This is a genomic window from Pseudomonas sp. GL_135 (genome assembly GCF_057834665.1).
In genome coordinates this window covers 2,948,644-2,964,813 of sequence record NZ_CM174408.1, presented here as the reverse complement: position 1 = coordinate 2,964,813, position 16,170 = coordinate 2,948,644, and the positions used below count along the sequence as shown (strand labels likewise).

Below are 16,170 nucleotides of genomic sequence, written 5' to 3'. Positions count from 1 at the left end.
CCGACGCGAAAAATGATAACGGCTCGCGGTTGTCGTCATTTGCCTCTTTACTGCGGGTTCAGACGTTGTACAGAAACGTCCTTTCCACTCAGTGCACTGCAGAGGTTAATGAGATGAAAATCGACTTTACGGGCCGTCACGTTTTGGTCACCGGCTCCACCAGCGGCATTGGCTTCGCCGCCGCCAAGGGTTTTCTTGAGGCCGGCGGGCACGTGGTAATCAACGGGCGAAGCCAGGGCAGTGTCGACGCGGCGTTGCAGCGGCTGGGCCCGTTGGCAGAGAACGCCACCGGTTTTGCCGGCGATCTAAGTGAGGAGGGCGCCTGTCAGCAGCTGCTGGCGCACCATCCTGACTTCGACGTCGTCATCAACAACATGGGCATCTTCAACCCTCAGGACTTCTTCGAGATCCCCGACAGCGAATGGCAGCGGTTCTTCGACACCAACGTGATGTCCGGCGTGCGCATCTCCCGGGCCTACGCGCCCGGAATGGTAGAGCGCAAATGGGGGCGGATTGTCTTCATCTCCTCGGAGTCGGCGATCAACATCCCGTCCGACATGATCCACTACGGCTTCAGCAAAACGGCGCAACTGGCGATCTCCCGAGGTCTGGCCAAACGCTTGGCCGGCACCGGCGTGACGGTGAACTCGGTGCTGCCCGGGCCGACGCTGTCAGAGGGCGTCGCCGAGATGCTCAAGCCTGAAGTCGAAAGCTCCGGCAAAAGCCTGGAGCAAGTGGCGGCGGATTTCGTCGTGGCCCATCGCGGTTCATCCATCATCCGCCGCGCCTCCCATGTGGACGAGATCGCCAACATGATCATCTACATCAGCTCCGAGCAGGCGTCGTCCACCACCGGCGCAGCGCTGCGGGTGGATGGCGGAGTGGTTGACAGTATTTTTTGATCTCCGGAAATGCCGGAATCACTCGTCCTGCACCTGTGCAGTGGGGCCGGCTTCAGCCGGGAAGAGGCCAGTGTAAGCGCCATCACTTTTACGGTGTGGCGCCTGACGCTTTCCCGGCTAAAGCCGGTCCCACATTCAAGTTCACACTCAATCTCACTGACCTCACGCGGTTTCGTAGGACCGGCTTCAGCCGGGAACAGGCCATTGAAATCACCGCATTTTTGCAGCGTGGCGCCTGACGCCTTCCCGGCTAAAGCCGGTCCCACAGTCGAGTTCGCTCAATCTCACTGACCGCACACGGTGTCTTAGTAGGACCGGCTTCAGCCGGGAACAGGCCAGTGCGAGCGCCATCACTTTTGCGGCGTGGCGCCTGACGCTTTCCCGGCTGAAGCCGGTCCCACATTCAAGTTCACGCTCAATCTCACTGACCTCACGCGGTGTCTTAGTGGGACCGGCTTCAGCCGGGAAGAGGCCAGTGTAAGCGCTATCACTTTTGCGGCGTGGCGCCTGACGCTTTCCCGGCTGAAGCCGGTCCCACAGTCAAGTTCATGCTCAGTGTCACTGACCTCACGCGGTTTCGTAGGACCGGCTTCAGCCGGGAAGAGGCCATTGAAATCACCCGCATTTTTGCGGCGTGGCCCCTGACGCTTTCCCGGCTAAAGCCGGTCCCACAGTCAAGTTCATGCTCAGTCTCACTGATCTCACGCGGTTTCGTAGGACCGGCTTCAGCCGGGAACAGGCCAGTACAAGCGCCATCACTTTTGCAGTGTGGCGCCTGACGCCTTCCCGGCTAAAGCCGGTCCAGCAGTCCAGTTCACGCTCGTTCTCACTGACCGCACACGGTGTCTTAGTGGGACCGGCTTCAGCCGGGAACAGGCCAGTGCAAGCCCCATCACTTTTGCGCGTGGCGCCTGACGCCTTCCCGGCTGAAGCCGGTCCCACACTATTGCCTCAGCCCCTGCATACACTGGGGCCTGGCTTCGTCCGGCAGGTTAAAGATCAGTGATCTCTTTGTGGCGCGGTACCAGCGTCTTCATCACACTCCACGCCACCAGGTAGGCGAGGGCGCAGATCGCGAACATGATCATGTAGCCGGTGTGAATGTCGTTGATCGACTTGTAGTAGTCGAACACCCAGCCGCCGATCTTGGTCATGACCACGCCGCCCAGGCCGCCCGCCATGCCACCGATGCCGACCACCGACGCCACGGTCTTCTGCGGAAACATGTCGGAGACGGTGGTGAAGATGTTGCAGGACCACGCCTGGTGAGCGGACGCGCCGATGCCGATCAACAGGACTGGCACCCAGAAGCTGATGTAGCCGAACGGTTGCGCCAGCAGCACCACCAGCGGGAACAGCGCGATCACCAGCATGGCTTTCATGCGGCCGTCATAGGGCTTGTCACCGCGAGCCATGAAGTAGCTCGGGAACCAGCCGCCGCCGATGCTGCCGACCATGGTCATGCTGTACAGCACGAAAAGCGGCAGCACGATGGCCTGGCCTTTCATCCCGTACTGCGCCGACAGGTAGGTCGGCAGCCAGAACAGGAAAAACCACCACACGCCGTCGGTCATGAACTTGCCGAAGGCAAACGCCCACGTCTGGCGATAGGTGAGCAGTTTGAACCAGGAGACCTTGACCGCAGGCGCGCCCGGCAGCGGGGCCGCCTTGACGTGCTCAACCTCGTCGCTACGGATATAGGCCAGTTCCTCGGCCGTCAGGCGTTTTTGCTGATCCGGCTTTTCGTACAGCGCCGTCCACACGCCCAGCCAGACAAAACCCAGCAGGCCGACCACGATGAACGCTGATTCCCAGCCCCAGAATGCCGCGATCAGTGGCACGCAAATGGGCGCCGTGATCGCGCCAACGTTGGCGCCGGAGTTGAAGATGCCGGTGGCAAACGAGCGTTCTTTTTTCGGGAAGTATTCGGCGACCGCTTTGATCGCAATCGGAAAGTTGCCGGCCTCGCCAACCGCCAGTACGGCCCGCGACAGCATGAACCCTGCAATGGACACCGGAATGGCGGCGAACCCCAGGGCGGTGGTGATCGCGCCAATGCCTTGTCCCAGTGGCACCGCAAACGCGTGCATGACCGCGCCGGTGGACCAGATACTGATGGCCACCACGAAAGCGGTTTTGGTGCCAATCCTGTCGACCAGACGCCCGGCGAAAATCATCGAGATGGCATAGACGAACTGGAACACCGAGGCGATGTTGGCATAGTCGGTGTTGCTCCAGCCAAACGTCGTGGACAGCTCCGGTGCCAGCAGGCTGAGCACCTGACGGTCGAGGTAATTGACTGTGGTTGCGAAAAACAGCAGCGCGCAGATTGTCCAGCGGTATTTGCCAACGGACCGGGTGGCCGCCTGGGTAATGCTCTGCGGGTGGGTAGACTCGTTCGGGATCATGGCATCACTTTTTATTATTGGGGTTATCGGTTGCGATCGTCTGTTGTCGTACAACGCAGTACGTATAGCGAGCGTTTCAGCAGGCTGTCAATCGCTGGAAGCGAAACATATCTGTCCCATGCCCCGCGAGGTTTCAAATCTGACCCCGGGGATGCGCCGCGTTCGCGGAAAACAGCGAGGTGTGCCCGTTTTTGGGTCTTCGATGGGCATTGCCGCCGGCCTGAATATCAGACCGGCGTGTTGATCAGCTCGCGGACACGCGCCGCCAGCGTGTCAATGGCAAAGGGCTTGGTCAGCACATGCATGCCGGGCTCAAGCTGGTTGGCACCGATGGCTGCGCTTTCCGCGTAGCCGGTGATGAACAGCGTCCTCAGTCCCGGGCGCAGTTCGCGCGCCGCGTCCGCCATCTGACGTCCGTTCATCCCGCCGGGCAAACCGACATCGGTCACGAGCATGTCCACTCGCACGTCCGAGCGAAGCAGTTTCAGTCCGCTGGCACTGTCCGCCGCCTCCATGACGCTATAGCCAAGCTCGGCCAGCACCTCAGTCACCAGCATGCGCACCGAGGGTTCATCGTCCACAACCAGGATCGTTTCCCCAATGCCTGCAGTCTGAGTGGCGGGATCCGGCAGGTGCGCGTCATGGCAGCCGGCATTCCCGTGGTAGCGCGGCAGATAAATGCACAGCGTGGTGCCTTGTCCTACCACTGAGGTGATGCGAACCTGCCCGCCGGATTGCTTGGCGAAACCGTAGATCATTGACAAGCCCAGCCCCGTCCCCTGGCCGATGGGTTTGGTGGTGAAGAAGGGGTCGAACGCCTTCGCCACGATGCTCGCAGGCATACCGGTTCCGGTGTCGGTCACGCTAAGGGTCAGGTATTCGCCCTCAGTCACTTCCAGCGTTGCGGCGTCCCCGGCCTCCACGACTTGATGACCGGTTTCGATGGTGATGCTGCCGCCCTCGTGCATCGCATCCCGGGAGTTGATGCAAAGATTCAGCAGTGCGTTCTCTAGCTGACTCGCATCGACCAGCGCCACACAGCGGTCGGCCGACGCAATGGTCTGCACGTCAATGCTGGGGCCGACGGTGCGCTGGATCAGCTCGGTCATGCCCTCTACAAGGGCATTCACCTCAGTGGGCCGAGGATCCAGCGTCTGGCGACGGGAGAACGCCAGTAATCGGTGAGTGAGGGCAGCCGCCCGTTTGGTCGCGCCCTGTGCCGTCGTCAGGTAGCGATCGACATCCGTCAGACGGCCTTGGGCAAAGCGCGCACTCAACAATTCCAGCGAGCCCGAGATGCCCGCGAGCAAGTTATTGAAATCATGGGCAAGGCCGCCCGTGAGTTGGCCCACGGCCTCCATTTTCTGTGACTGGCGCAGCTTTTCCTCGGTCTGCATCAACGCCGCGGTGCGTTCCGCCACGCGCTGTTCCAAGGTCTCATTGAGGGTCCGCAGGGCGGCGGTGGCCAGGTCGCGCTGGGCTTCGACCGAACGCCGCTCCTCGACATCAATCAGCACGCCCGGAAAACTGAGTGGAACGCCGTCATCGCTGAAGTTGACGCGCCCGTTGGCCTCGATCCAGTAGTATTTGCCGTCCGCTCGACGAACCCGGTACTGATGGGCGTAGGCGCCGCCGCGACGGATGGCTTCGTCGATCGCCGTCATCAGACCCGCGCGGTCATCAGGGTGCACGGTTTCAACCACCTGCTCCAGGCTAAGCCCTTCGTGGCCCAGCAGCGGGTCAAGGCCAAAGGCTCGGGCGAACGCGTCGTCGACGGTGAAGCTGTCGCTGGGCAAGTCCCAGTGCCAGGTGCCGAAAATGGCCCCGGCGGCCAGGGCCAGTTGCACCCGCTCGACGTTCGCGCGGGCGACGGCTTCGCTCTGGCGCAGACGCTCTTCGGCATCACGCCGCCCGGTCACGTCGTTGAAAATGATCGCAATCTGACATTCGGCGGGATCGCCCACGGGGACCGCGCGCACGTCAAACCAGCGCTGGAAGGCTTTGGCGTAGCTCTCGAAAGTGGCGGGCACGCGGGTTTTGGCAACCCGTCCGTAGGTGTCGAACCAGAATTGCTCCAGATCCGGGGCAAATTCCCTGACCCATTTTCCGCGCAGGTTGACGCCAGCCTCACGTTCGAACGCCGGGTTGGCTTCAACGAAGCGATAGTCGACGGGGTAGTCATTTTCATCGAACTTGACCTGAACGATGGCGAACGCGGCTTCGATCGTTTCCAGAATGGTCCTGAAACGCTCCTCGCTTTGACGCAGTGCCGCCTCGGTGTCGCGGATCGGCGTGAGGTCCAGCATCGCGCCGATCATGCGCAAGGCGTTGCCTTGAACGTCGCGGATTACATGCCCGCGGTCGAGGACCTGGGCGTAGGAGCCGTCCACCCGGCGAAATCGGTACTCGTCACTCCAGCCGGTCTGCCTGCCGTCTATCACGTCATGGATCGAGGTGACGATACGTTGCCTGTCATCCGGGTGAATCTGTGCAATCCACCAGTCGCCAGTCATTTCGACGGTGGCGAGTGGATGCCCGTAAGCCCGCTCCAGGGCGTCGTTCCACAGGACGTGGTTTTCCTTGAGGTCCCAGTCCCAGATCGCATCGTTGGTGGCTTTGACCGCGAGGCGGTAGCGCGTCTGCGCGTCTTCGATCGCCTGCTCGGCCACCTCTTCGGCGGCGCGCTCGGCCATAGGGTCGAGGGCATCCACGACGGCCCTTGATGGTGTGCCGGTGTCAAGGCTTGCCAGCCTCAGGGCTTCGCTTGTCTTTAATGCCGACCGCAATTGCATGACTTCAGCCTCAAGGGCTTCCCGGGTCAAATCCTTCAAGTGTCCACCTGCAAACGTAACGTGATGACCTGAGGTCGGAGGGGCGTCATGCGCCATCCGGTACTGCGCGGGCCGGCTGATCCAGCAGTATCGGCGGCCAGCGTTTTACGCTGCATGCTGGCAGAATGCAATTTGGCTTCCAGAAAAGACTCAGGCGGCAAGACAAAGGTTCCGGCACCGGGAATGATTCGCCAGGCGGGTATGGGGCATTTGTTCAGTTCAGGGGTGAGCCTTTAGTGTTCTGACAGCTGGGCTTCGCCTGCGTCCCACCCGCCGCCCAGCGCCCGGAAAGTCGCGACCGCAGCGCGGGCGTCGTTGGCGTTGAGCCGGGCCATCTGATCGCGGGCCCGCAGCAGTTCGCTGTCTTCGTCGAGGACTTCGATCAGGCTCACGGCGCCGCCTTGATAGGCTTCACTCGCCGCCTGGCGGGCGGCCTGGCGTGCGGAGATTTCCAGCGCCAGATCCTGCCGCTGGCTTTCCAACTGCACAAGCGTCACCACGGCGTTCTCGACGTCTTCGCTGGCGCGTAGCATCGACTGCCGGTATTCGGCCAGGGCTTGCGCATTGGCGCCGTTGGCCTGGGCGACCTCGGCATCGACGCGGCCGAAATCAAACAGCCGCCAATGCAGTCCGAGCATGGCTTGAGGCTGAAACGCCTGATCGGTCAGCAGCGAACCGCCGTGCAAGCTGTTGAAACCCAGCAGGCCACCGAGGGACAGCTTGGGGTAGAACTCGGCCGTGGCCTGACCGATGCGTTCATTGCTGGCGGCCAGTCGGCGTTCGGCAGCGATCACGTCCGGGCGCCGACGCAGCATTTCGCTGGGGGCGATGTTGGCCGGGATCTGCGGCACTTGGTAGCTGTCGTCCTGGGGCGTGTTGCCGGCGAGGTCCCGTGCATACGTGCCAGGGGCTGCACCCATCAGCACATCGAGTCGGTTCAACTGCACGGCGAGTTCGGTGCGCAGGGGTGGCAGCGTCGTTTTCGCCTGCTGCAATACCGCTCGCGCCTGGGACGCTTCGCGCTGGGTGCCGATGCCTTGACCGAGGCGCTTGTCGACCAGACCGAGCAGGTCGGTCTGGTTGCCAATCTGTTGCTCGGCCACGCGAATCCGCTGCTGGGCGCCACGGATGCGCAGGTAGGCGTCCGCCGCCTCCGCCGCTACCGACACCCGCACACCAGCCTGGCTGGCCTGCGCCGCCTGGGCATCGTCCAGCGCCGCGCGTTCACCGCGCTTCAGCCCGCCGGCAAGGTCCAGTTCCCAACTGGCGCCTGCACCGATCGTGCTCAGGGTCTGGCTGCGGTCGTAACCGGGCTGATGACTGGCCAACTGACCTTCGGGGCTTTCCAGCGACTGACGTTGCCGCACCACCTGGCCGTCGAGGCTGCCCTGGGGCAGGCGGATGGCGCCGGCCTGCACTGCCACGGCCTGGGCTTGATCGACCCGGGCCATCGCGGCGGCGAGGTCAAGATTTTGCGCCAGCACCGTCTGGATCAGCCGCGTGAGCTGCGGGTCGTCAAACCCCAGCCACCATTTTTCCAGGGCCGGTGCCGGGCGGCTGCCGTCGCGATGCCGCAGGGCATCCTGTGCCATGAACTGCGCCGCTGCCTGATCGTCGGGCCGCTGATACTCAGGGCCGACGGTGCAACCGGTCTGCACCAGGGCCAGTGCGAGGGTGAGCGCCGCGACGGGGAAACGCATGACGGGGAGCAGGGTTTTCATCGAAAAATCCTCGAATGTCATCAATGGGCGTCGGCAGAGGGCTGCTGCGGCGGCTTGACCTTGTGCATCAACGGCACCATCAGCGTGGCGACGACGAAGCAGGCCATGATCATCAGAAAAGCGTCGGCGTAGGTCAGGGTTTGTGCCTCCCGCCAGGTCAGCGCCCAGAGTTGCCGCAGCGCCACCTGAGTGGCGTCGAGGCTGTTTTGTCCCAGGCTTTGCGCACTGCCGCTCAACTGTTCGAGCCAGGTGTTCATCGGCTCGTTGCGGGTGTTGAGGTTTTCCGCCAGGCGCAGGAAGTGCAGGTTGCTGCGGTCATTGAGCACGGTGGCGCAGGCGGCGATGCCAATGGCGCCGCCGAGGTTGCGCATCAGGTTGAACAACCCGGACGCCAGCTTGAGCCGGTCGGGCGCCAGCGCACCGAGTGTCAGCGTGACCACCGGGGGCACCGCCATCTGTTGGGCAAACCCGCGAATGGCCTGGGGCAGCAACAGCTCTTTGGCGCCCCAGTCATGGGTGATCGGTGAAAAGTCCCACATCGACAGGGCGAACAGCGCCAGGCCGAACATCAGAATCCAGCGCAGGTCGACGCGGTTGGCGAGCATGCCGTAGACCGGAATCGCCAGCAGTTGGAAGATCCCCGTGGAGAACACCGCCAGGCCGATGTCGAGGGAACCGTAACCGCGCACTCGGCCGAGGAACAGCGGGGTCAGGTAAATCGTCGCGAAAATGCCGATGCCGGTGATGAACGAAAACAGGCAGCCGAGGGCGAAGTTGCGGTCTTTGAGGGCGCGCAGATCGACGATCGGCTCGTTGATCTCCAGGCAGCGCCAGATGAACAGGCCGCCGCTGATCGCCGCGATCCATGCTGTTGTGGAAATGGTGCTGTCGCTGAACCAGTTCCAGCGCGGGCCCTCTTCGAGGGTGTATTCGAGGCAGCCGAGGAACACCGCCATCAGCGCCATGCCGATGTAATCCGCGCCCTTGAGCAGGCTCGGGTCGGGGCGGTCGATTTTGACCAGCATGGGCACGGCGAAGGTGACGAACAGGCCGGGCACCAGGTTGATGTAGAACAGCCAGTGCCAGGAGGAAATATCGGTGATCCAGCCGCCAACGGCCGGGCCCAGTGTCGGCGCCAGCGAGGCGATGGCGCCGATGGTCGACGCCGCGATCACCCGTTGCTTGCCGGTGAAATACATGAAGGCGGTGGTGAACACCAGCGGGATCATCGAGCCGCCGAGGAAGCCCTGCAAGGCGCGGAAGGCGATCATGCTCTGGATATTCCAGGCCAGCGCGCAGAGCAGGCTGGTCAGGGTGAAACCCGCGGCCGACACGGCGAACAGCCAGCGTGTGCTCATCACCCGCGACAGCCAGCCGGACATAGGGATGACGATGATTTCGGCAATCAGGTAAGCGGTCTGCACCCAGGCGGTGTCATCGGCGCCGGCGGAGAGGCCGCCGCCGATGTCCTTGAGGGACGCAGAGACAATCTGGATATCGATCAGCGCGATGAACATGCCAACACACATGGTGGCAAACGCGGCAACCTTTTGCGATGTGCTCAGGGTTGGCATCGGCGAGTTCATGGCTGCACCGCCACGGCAACGTCCTTGTGCTCGGGCGCTTCGGCGGTGTCGATTTTCGCGACCACCGACAGGCCCGGACGCAGGGCGCCGAAGCGAGCGTCGCTGCCGTCGAGGCGGATGCGCACCGGCACTCGCTGGACGATCTTGGTGAAGTTGCCCGTGGCGTTTTCCGCTGGCAGCACGCTGAACTGCGCGCCGGTTGCGGGGGCGAGGCTTTCGATATGGCCGTGGAATTCACGGCCCGGAAGAATATCCGCACGAACGCTGACGCTCTGGCCCACTTGCATGCGCGCCAGTTGGTCTTCCTTGAAGTTGGCATCGATCCACAACCCCTGGGCGGGGACCACCGAGATCAGTTGGCTGCCGGCGGCGGCATAGGCGCCGAGCCGGGCGCGGCGATTGCCGACATAACCGTCCACCGGTGCGCGCAATTCGGTGTAACCGATATTCAACTGGGCCTGATCACGCTCGGCCTGGGCTTGTTGCAGCGCCGCCCGGGCCTGGCCGCGCTGGCTCTCGATCACGTCCAGCTGCCGGCGAGCGCCAAGCAGGCCGGCTTCGGCACGAGCGTGGTCGGCACGGGCGGTCTTCCAGGTGGCGTCGACCCGTTGCGCGCTTTCGACGGACACCGCCTGGGTGCGCACCAGATTCTGATAGCGGGTGTGGTCGTCGCTCGCCCGCTGTGTTTCAGCGTCGGCGGCGTCCAGTTGCGCCTTGGCCTGGTTGATCATCGCCTGTTGCAGTTGCTCGGTCGCATCCAGATTGACCAGCGTCGCTCGCTGCGCCGCCACCGCACCGTCAGCCTTGGCCAGCGCCGCCTGATAGTCGCGCACGTCAATGCGTGCCAGCAGATCCCCGGCCTTGACGAACTGGTTGTCCTGCACCGCGACCTCGCTGATATAGCCCGGCACTTTGGCGCTGATCACGGTGGTGTTGGCGCCGACGTAGGCATCATCGGTGTCTTCGATAAATCGCCCGGTCAGCCACCAATGGCTGGCGTAACCCAGCGCGCCGATCATGGCGATGGCCAGCAGGCCGAGGCGCAGGACCTTCTTGCGCCGGGAGGCAGCGGGTGGTTTGCCGGTGGCGGGGTTTTCTGCAGCGGACGCGCTGACGGGCTCAGGACCGGGAGGGGTAGCGGATTGCGGTGCAGACGTGGCGTGGGTGTCCATGGCGAAAGGACCTCGTGGGAATCAGTTAGGGAAGGGGCTGACCAGTGCGTCGTTGTCGCGGTAGGCCTGACCGGCGCGGACACGCCATTGCGTCAAGGCGTCGGCATCGGGGCTGATGTGTACGCGGTGGCCGTCGCGAGTGATGCGCTTGCCGGTGTTGGCGTCGATCAGGGCCAGGTCTACCGGTTTGCCGGTTTCCTGATCGGCGAGATAAACCTTGTCGTCGGTGTTGGAGTGGCGGGCGCCCCACGCCATCAACGTGAGAATCACCTGACGCAGATCACGGCCGGCCTCGGTCAGGTGGTACTCGTGGCGCGGCGGATTGTCCTGATAAGGGCGACGTTCCAGCAGCTCATGGGCGACCAGATCATTGAGGCGGCGAGTGAGGGTGTTGGAGGCGATGCCGAGGCTGTTGATGAAGTCATCGAAACGGCGCAGCCCGTAAAAGGCATCGCGCAGGATCAGCATGCTCCAGCCGTCGCCGATGTGTTCCAGGGCGTTGGCAACGGGGCATGGCATGGGCTGGAAGGTGGCGCGTTTCATGGGTTTCTCCGGTCAGGTTCCGCTGAATGACGGTCATAATATTACACAGTGAATTTCATAATGAAAGTGACTTCGAGAAATGAGCGACGCCAGTGGTCGGGTGGGTGTTTTCGGGAGGAGGAAAGATCAGCGCACTGTGGTTATCGACGGTGCGCTGAGTACATGTGAACAGGACTGAGCGTTGCTGGCGGCACGCTGTTCCAGCTCGGCAAGCTCCTGCGGAGGCTGACGTCCCTCTGTCGGGTTTCAGGCTCTGGGTTCAGTCGCCTTGAAATCGGCTGCCCATCGTGGTGCGAAAATGCTCGACCAGAAAGTCCACGAACACCCGCGTCTTGGCGGGCAAGGCTTTACGGGCGGAAAAGTACACAGAAACCGAGCCCAGGTCCACGTACCACTCAGGCAGCAGCCGCACCAGTTCACCGGTCTGCAGCCAGGGCCAGGCGCGCTCCATCGGCACCAGGGCTGCGCCCATGCCCATTCGCGCGCAACCGCACAGGGCTTCGGGGTCGTTCATGATCGCCGCCGGGTCGAGTGTCAGATCAAAGGTTTCACCCGCAGCACTGCGCAGGGTCCAGGCGCGCAATCTGCCGGTGTCGGTCGAGCGCGTGACCACCCCCGGTTGCCCCTGCAGATCCGCCGGGGTTTGTGGCAGCTTGCGGCCTTCAAGCCAGTCGGGTGAGGCCACGGCCACCAGATGCAGCTTCGCCAGTTCCCGCGCGACCACACCGGGGGACAGCTCCATGCCGCCGCCGATGGCCACGTCGAATCCGTCGCCGACCAAGTCAGCGCGGGCCAGCGTCAGGTGCCAGTCGGGGATGACGGCCGGGTATTTTTCCTTGAAGGGCTTGAGCAACGGCAGCAAGTAGTCGTAGGCGAAGGAGGGCGCGACATTGACCCGCAGACGACCGGCCGGGACGTTGCGATTGTCACCCACCTGCGCGACTGCCGCCTGAATGGTCTCCAGGCTGTCGGCGACTTGCGCGTAGAAGGCTTCGCCTGCTTCGGTCAGGGTCAGGCTGCGGGTGTTGCGCTGAAAAAGCCGGGCGCCCAGGTTGCTTTCAAGACGCGCCACATTCTTGCTCACCGCCGCTGCCGAGACGCCCATGCGCCGGGCGGCCTCGGAGAAACTCCTGAACTGTGCAGCACGCACGAACGACTCCAGATTGCCCATGGTTTCCATGAGGGTCTCCAACGTTTGGTTGAAGCTGATTCTACCCATACCGGACTAATTCATCCGCTTGTGAGCGTGCACAGTGAGCGCTCTCTCAACGCCAAAAGGTGAATTCCAATGGGCAAGATTCTGGTAACAGGGGCTACGGGCCGACTGGGCAATGCAGTCGTGGACGCGCTTTTGCAACGGGGTGACGCCGGCGACGTCGTGGGGCTGGCCCGGGATCCGGGCAAAGCGCAGGCTTTGACCGCGCGGGGCGTCGAGGTGCGTTACGGCGATTACACGGATGACGACGCTTTGGTAAACGCCTTCCAGGGTATCGAAAAGGTTTACATGGTTTCGGCCGTGGCCTTCACCGACCGCGTCGCTCAGCACAAGAACGTCATTGATGCCGCACGCCGCGCCGGCGTCGACCACATGATGTACACCGCCATCCAGCGGCTGGACGACGTGCAGTTTCCGATCGAGGGCGTCACCGACAGCGACATCGCCACTGAGCAATTGCTGATGCAGTCAGGCCTGGCGTACACCGTGCTGCGGCATCCGTTGTACGCCAACGACCTGCCAATGTTCATCGGCGCCAACGCGATCAATGCAGGCTTCGCCGCGCCCGCCGGCAACGGCAGAATTGCGCTGGCCTGTTATCAGGAGCTGGCTGAAGCCGGTGCCGTCCTGCTCAGGCAGAGCGCCCATGGCAATCGCAGTTATCTGCTGAACAGCGGCAGCCCCTGGTCCTTGGCTGACATCGCCAACGCGTTGTCCGACCTCACGGGCAAGGCGATCGCCTATGAGCCGATTTCGTCGGCGGCCTTCGTCCAGGCCCGTGAGCGTGAAGGCTGGCCGCCACACGTCGCCCGATTTATCGCCGGCTGGTACGCGGCCATCGAAGGCGGCGCCTTCGACCAGACCAGCACCGACCTCGAAGACGTTCTGGGCCGCAAACCCAAACAGCTTTCGGCGCTGCTCAAGGACGCCTTCGGGCTTTGAGCGGACAGCGTAAAACGGCATTGGAGAATGCGCTTGACCTTGCCGCTATGGAAAGGTCTAGCCTGACGCCTTCGTCTCTACCCTCATCCAGGATGCTTCGTCATGAAAAAGATTGCCGCCGTTGTCAGCGTCATTGCTCTGCTTTCCGTCACCGCCGTCAGGGCCGACCAGGCGGAGGACGTCAAACAGATGCACGAGGCTTACCAGCAATCGATGGGCGCCATGAAAGACGACATGCACCACGGCATGATGAGCGACGACCCCGATGTGGCGTTTGCGGCCGGCATGCTGCCGCACCACGAAGGCGCGGTGGAGATGGCGAAGATCGAGCTCAAGTACGGCAAGGATCCAGAGATGCTGGAGCTGGCGCGCAAGATTGTGGCGGCGCAGGCGGCAGAAATCGCGCAGATGAAGGCCTGGCTGAAAGCGCATCCGGCTAAATAAACCTGCAAGGCCCAGCGCCCCTGGTCAGGGCCACTGGTAGTCAGCCCGCGTGGCGGCGGGGCAGGAAAGGGCGTTCGCTGCCGCGGGCGTATCAACCCGTGATATTCGAGTCGATTTTCTTGCCCATGCTGATACGCGGTTCGGTTGAGTAACCCATGGACTCATAGAACGCCTGGACGCTGGCATTGGTGCTGACGATCTGCAGGTTGATTTTCATGCACCCCCGCACTCTCAGGGCGTGCTCTGCATGACGAACCAACTGCATGCCTACGCTTTTTCTGCGATGGGAGGGGTGCACCGCCACCGCATACAGCCATCCGCGATGACCGTCGTAGCCGGCCAGAACGGTGCCCACCACCTCATTGTCCGTCAGGGCAACAAAAAAGAGTCCGTCTGGTACAGCCAGCTTTTTGTCGATGGCAAGGCCGGGCGTGTTATGGGCGGTTTCGTAGCCGAATACGGCGTCCCAGAGTCCGATCACGGCTTGGCGATGAAGCGTGTCCGAATAGTCGGTAATGGCAGCCATGGTGAGGCTCCTTATTCAGCGGAATGGCCCATGGGATTTTCTGCGCTGGCAATCGCCACCTTATCTTCCCGAGACCAGTGCCAGCCGGCAGGCCAAACCGAGAGATCAATCATCACGTCCCTTCCCGAGGTTATGTAAAAGGCGAGTGCAGGCACGCATGTTATCGGACGGTGGCGCTTTTCTCGAGGGCTGTGCGGGATGACGTCACTCAGTGGCGCCACGAGCCATGGGGCAATTCAACGTGCCTCTCAGCCGTGGCCAGCGCGGTCTTAAGCGCCTCCTTGTTCAATGGAATGCAGTAAGCCGGCTTGGCCCGTTCGAATCGCCAGCTCTCGTCAAGATTACCGGCGTCAACCGCGTCGAATCCCACCTCGTCCAGTAGCCGGACCGCCAGCGCCTTCGCCCCAGGGTCATCGGCGGCCACCGGCAAGGCGCGTCGGTCGTGCGCCGTAATGGGGCGAGCATCCCTGATGAGGTCATCGGCCAAGATCGCATTGAACACCTTCACCACGCTGGCGCCAGGCAAATGCTCGGCGATCAGCCTGCTGGTGGTGGTCTCAAACCTGTCCAGCGCCGGGACAGGGCCGTCTCGGTCGGGGTAGTAGTTGTTGGCATCCAGTACCGTTTTGCCCGCAAACCATTCGGCCGGCAGGGTTGGGTAGCGGTTGAATGGAATGGCCACCAGAACCACATCGCCAAAGCCAGCAGCGTCTTTGATCGTGCCGACCTGAACGCCGGGTATCTCGACGAGCAGGCCGTTCAGGGTTTGCGGCCCACGTGAATTGCTGAGCATGACTTCATGGCCTGCCGTGATGAACCGTTGCGCCACTGCCTGCCCAATAAAGCCTGCTCCGATGATGCCAATGCGCATGTGATAACTCCGATGATTTGCTGGAAGCGGCCATGATGATTGCGAACCAGCAGCAGATAAATAATCATCGGGCACTTAGTCTCGCTACCAGGAGTGTTGAATCATGGACCGTCTGAGCAGCATGGAAGCCTTTGTCATGGCGGCGGAATGCGGCTCGTACGCCAAAGCGGCCGAGCGTCTGGAGTTGTCGCCGCAGATGGTCGCAAAGCACGTTGCCGCGCTCGAGCATCGACTCGGCGCGCGACTGCTGAACCGCACCACGCGGCGCCAGAGCCTGACCGAACTGGGCCAGGCGTATCTGGAACGCTGCAAACACATCCTCAGTGAAACGAAGGCGGCTGACTCCCTTGGGGAGATGATGAACGACACCCCGCGCGGCAAGCTGAAAATCAGCGCGCCCATCACCTTCGGCTCCTCTCGCCTGATGCCCTTCGTCACGACATTCCTGCGGCTGCACCCCGAGATTGAAATCGATCTGCAGCTGACCGATCGCTTCGTTGATCTGGTGGAGGAGGGGTTCGACATCGCGTTCAGGATCGGCCCGCTGGAGGTGTCCAGCCTCACCGCCCGGCCGTTGGCGCCTTATCAACTGGTCGCTTGCGCAGCGCCTGGCTATCTGGGCGAACGCGGCGTGCCGCAATGTCCGCAGGACCTGAGCAATCATGAGTGTCTGGGGTATGCCTGGTGGTCGCGGCCAACTGACCGCGAGTGGGTCTTCTGCAAAGGGTCAAAGGTGGAGCGGGTTCAGGTGGCGAGTCGATTGAGGGTCAACGAGAGCCGCGCGCTGCTTTCGGCCGCGCTGGACGGTTTCGGCATCGTGCTCGGCCCGCTGATATTTTTGGAGCCCGCCTTGCGCAGCGGCGAGCTGGTTCGAGTGTTGCCTGACTATGAGGCGCCGAGCCGGCCCCTGCATATGCTGTACACCGGCAGCCGGCAGCGAACGGCCAAGCTGCGTCGATTCATTGATGCGGCACTGGCGCGTTTTGGTTAAGCCTGAGCGGGCGAGTA

13 protein-coding genes are annotated in these 16,170 nt (G+C 62.7%); 4 read left to right on the top strand and 9 right to left on the bottom strand.

Going from position 1 to position 16,170, the window contains the following annotated elements:
* Nucleotides 1–113: 113 nt before the first annotated feature.
* On the top strand, nucleotides 114–902 hold the full coding sequence (locus AC3ISG_RS13045) for an SDR family oxidoreductase (RefSeq protein ID WP_122537165.1): 789 nt from the start codon (nucleotides 114–116) through the stop codon (nucleotides 900–902).
* Between the two features lie 992 nt (nucleotides 903–1,894).
* On the opposite strand, the gene AC3ISG_RS13040 is transcribed toward AC3ISG_RS13045, so the two are convergent.
* The 7 genes from AC3ISG_RS13040 to AC3ISG_RS13010 all read right to left on the bottom strand — a co-directional run bounded on the left by AC3ISG_RS13040 (nucleotide 1,895) and on the right by AC3ISG_RS13010 (nucleotide 12,343).
* The gene (locus tag AC3ISG_RS13040; RefSeq protein ID WP_489297116.1) at nucleotides 1,895–3,310 is read right to left on the bottom strand and encodes an MFS transporter; all 1,416 of its coding nucleotides are present in this window, start codon (nucleotides 3,308–3,310) and stop codon (nucleotides 1,895–1,897) included.
* A gap of 227 nt (nucleotides 3,311–3,537) precedes the next feature.
* Nucleotides 3,538–6,003, bottom strand: coding sequence for a PAS domain-containing protein (locus tag AC3ISG_RS13035; RefSeq protein WP_489299527.1), 2,466 nt, complete (start codon nucleotides 6,001–6,003; stop codon nucleotides 3,538–3,540).
* 371 nt (nucleotides 6,004–6,374) lie between these two features.
* Nucleotides 6,375–7,862 (bottom strand): efflux transporter outer membrane subunit, encoded by a 1,488-nt coding sequence (locus tag AC3ISG_RS13030; RefSeq protein WP_489297115.1) that lies wholly within the window; start codon nucleotides 7,860–7,862, stop codon nucleotides 6,375–6,377.
* A gap of 20 nt (nucleotides 7,863–7,882) precedes the next feature.
* Complete coding sequence (locus AC3ISG_RS13025) at nucleotides 7,883–9,448, bottom strand: DHA2 family efflux MFS transporter permease subunit (RefSeq protein WP_489297114.1); 1,566 nt, start codon at nucleotides 9,446–9,448, stop codon at nucleotides 7,883–7,885.
* Complete coding sequence (locus AC3ISG_RS13020) at nucleotides 9,445–10,620, bottom strand: HlyD family secretion protein (RefSeq protein WP_489297113.1); 1,176 nt, start codon at nucleotides 10,618–10,620, stop codon at nucleotides 9,445–9,447. Before AC3ISG_RS13020 ends, AC3ISG_RS13025 begins: the two co-directional genes overlap by 4 nt.
* A 21-nt stretch (nucleotides 10,621–10,641) precedes the next feature.
* Nucleotides 10,642–11,163, bottom strand: a complete 522-nt coding sequence (locus tag AC3ISG_RS13015) for a winged helix-turn-helix transcriptional regulator (protein WP_489297112.1) — start codon at nucleotides 11,161–11,163, stop codon at nucleotides 10,642–10,644.
* A gap of 259 nt (nucleotides 11,164–11,422) precedes the next feature.
* Nucleotides 11,423–12,343: a LysR family transcriptional regulator gene (locus AC3ISG_RS13010; RefSeq protein ID WP_489299526.1), complete on the bottom strand. Its 921-nt coding sequence runs from the start codon at nucleotides 12,341–12,343 to the stop codon at nucleotides 11,423–11,425.
* Between the two features lie 108 nt (nucleotides 12,344–12,451).
* Between AC3ISG_RS13010 and AC3ISG_RS13005 the strand changes: the two genes are divergently transcribed.
* Together AC3ISG_RS13005 and copM are read left to right on the top strand one after the other, a co-directional pair.
* Nucleotides 12,452–13,321, top strand: a complete 870-nt coding sequence (locus AC3ISG_RS13005; protein ID WP_489297111.1) for an SDR family oxidoreductase — start codon at nucleotides 12,452–12,454, stop codon at nucleotides 13,319–13,321.
* Between the two features lie 102 nt (nucleotides 13,322–13,423).
* Nucleotides 13,424–13,765 (top strand): CopM family metallochaperone, encoded by a 342-nt coding sequence (gene copM / locus AC3ISG_RS13000; protein WP_122537158.1) that lies wholly within the window; start codon nucleotides 13,424–13,426, stop codon nucleotides 13,763–13,765.
* Nucleotides 13,766–13,856: 91 nt separating this feature from the next.
* On the opposite strand, the gene AC3ISG_RS12995 is transcribed toward copM, so the two are convergent.
* Nucleotides 13,857–14,291, bottom strand: coding sequence for a GNAT family acetyltransferase (locus AC3ISG_RS12995; RefSeq protein ID WP_489297110.1), 435 nt, complete (start codon nucleotides 14,289–14,291; stop codon nucleotides 13,857–13,859).
* A gap of 208 nt (nucleotides 14,292–14,499) precedes the next feature.
* Nucleotides 14,500–15,162, bottom strand: coding sequence for an NADPH-dependent F420 reductase (locus AC3ISG_RS12990; RefSeq protein WP_489299525.1), 663 nt, complete (start codon nucleotides 15,160–15,162; stop codon nucleotides 14,500–14,502).
* 103 nt (nucleotides 15,163–15,265) lie between these two features.
* Here AC3ISG_RS12990 and AC3ISG_RS12985 point away from each other — a divergent pair, with 103 nt between their 5' ends.
* The gene (locus tag AC3ISG_RS12985) at nucleotides 15,266–16,153 is read left to right on the top strand and encodes a LysR family transcriptional regulator (RefSeq protein ID WP_489297109.1); all 888 of its coding nucleotides are present in this window, start codon (nucleotides 15,266–15,268) and stop codon (nucleotides 16,151–16,153) included.
* Nucleotides 16,154–16,170 lie beyond the last annotated feature (17 nt).

Coding starts and splice junctions, on each gene's coding strand:
- AC3ISG_RS13005 (WP_489297111.1), top strand. CDS start 12,452: ATGGGCAAGATTCTGGTAACAGGGGCTACGGGCCGACTGGGCAATGCA.
- AC3ISG_RS13020 (WP_489297113.1), bottom strand. CDS start 10,620: ATGGACACCCACGCCACGTCTGCACCGCAATCCGCTACCCCTCCCGGT.
- AC3ISG_RS13045 (WP_122537165.1), top strand. CDS start 114: ATGAAAATCGACTTTACGGGCCGTCACGTTTTGGTCACCGGCTCCACC.
- AC3ISG_RS12990 (WP_489299525.1), bottom strand. CDS start 15,162: ATGCGCATTGGCATCATCGGAGCAGGCTTTATTGGGCAGGCAGTGGCG.
- AC3ISG_RS13025 (WP_489297114.1), bottom strand. CDS start 9,448: ATGAACTCGCCGATGCCAACCCTGAGCACATCGCAAAAGGTTGCCGCG.
- AC3ISG_RS13040 (WP_489297116.1), bottom strand. CDS start 3,310: ATGATCCCGAACGAGTCTACCCACCCGCAGAGCATTACCCAGGCGGCC.
- AC3ISG_RS12995 (WP_489297110.1), bottom strand. CDS start 14,291: ATGGCTGCCATTACCGACTATTCGGACACGCTTCATCGCCAAGCCGTG.
- AC3ISG_RS13015 (WP_489297112.1), bottom strand. CDS start 11,163: ATGAAACGCGCCACCTTCCAGCCCATGCCATGCCCCGTTGCCAACGCC.
- AC3ISG_RS13035 (WP_489299527.1), bottom strand. CDS start 6,003: ATGGCCGAGCGCGCCGCCGAAGAGGTGGCCGAGCAGGCGATCGAAGAC.
- copM (WP_122537158.1), top strand. CDS start 13,424: ATGAAAAAGATTGCCGCCGTTGTCAGCGTCATTGCTCTGCTTTCCGTC.
- AC3ISG_RS13030 (WP_489297115.1), bottom strand. CDS start 7,862: ATGAAAACCCTGCTCCCCGTCATGCGTTTCCCCGTCGCGGCGCTCACC.
- AC3ISG_RS13010 (WP_489299526.1), bottom strand. CDS start 12,343: ATGGAAACCATGGGCAATCTGGAGTCGTTCGTGCGTGCTGCACAGTTC.
- AC3ISG_RS12985 (WP_489297109.1), top strand. CDS start 15,266: ATGGACCGTCTGAGCAGCATGGAAGCCTTTGTCATGGCGGCGGAATGC.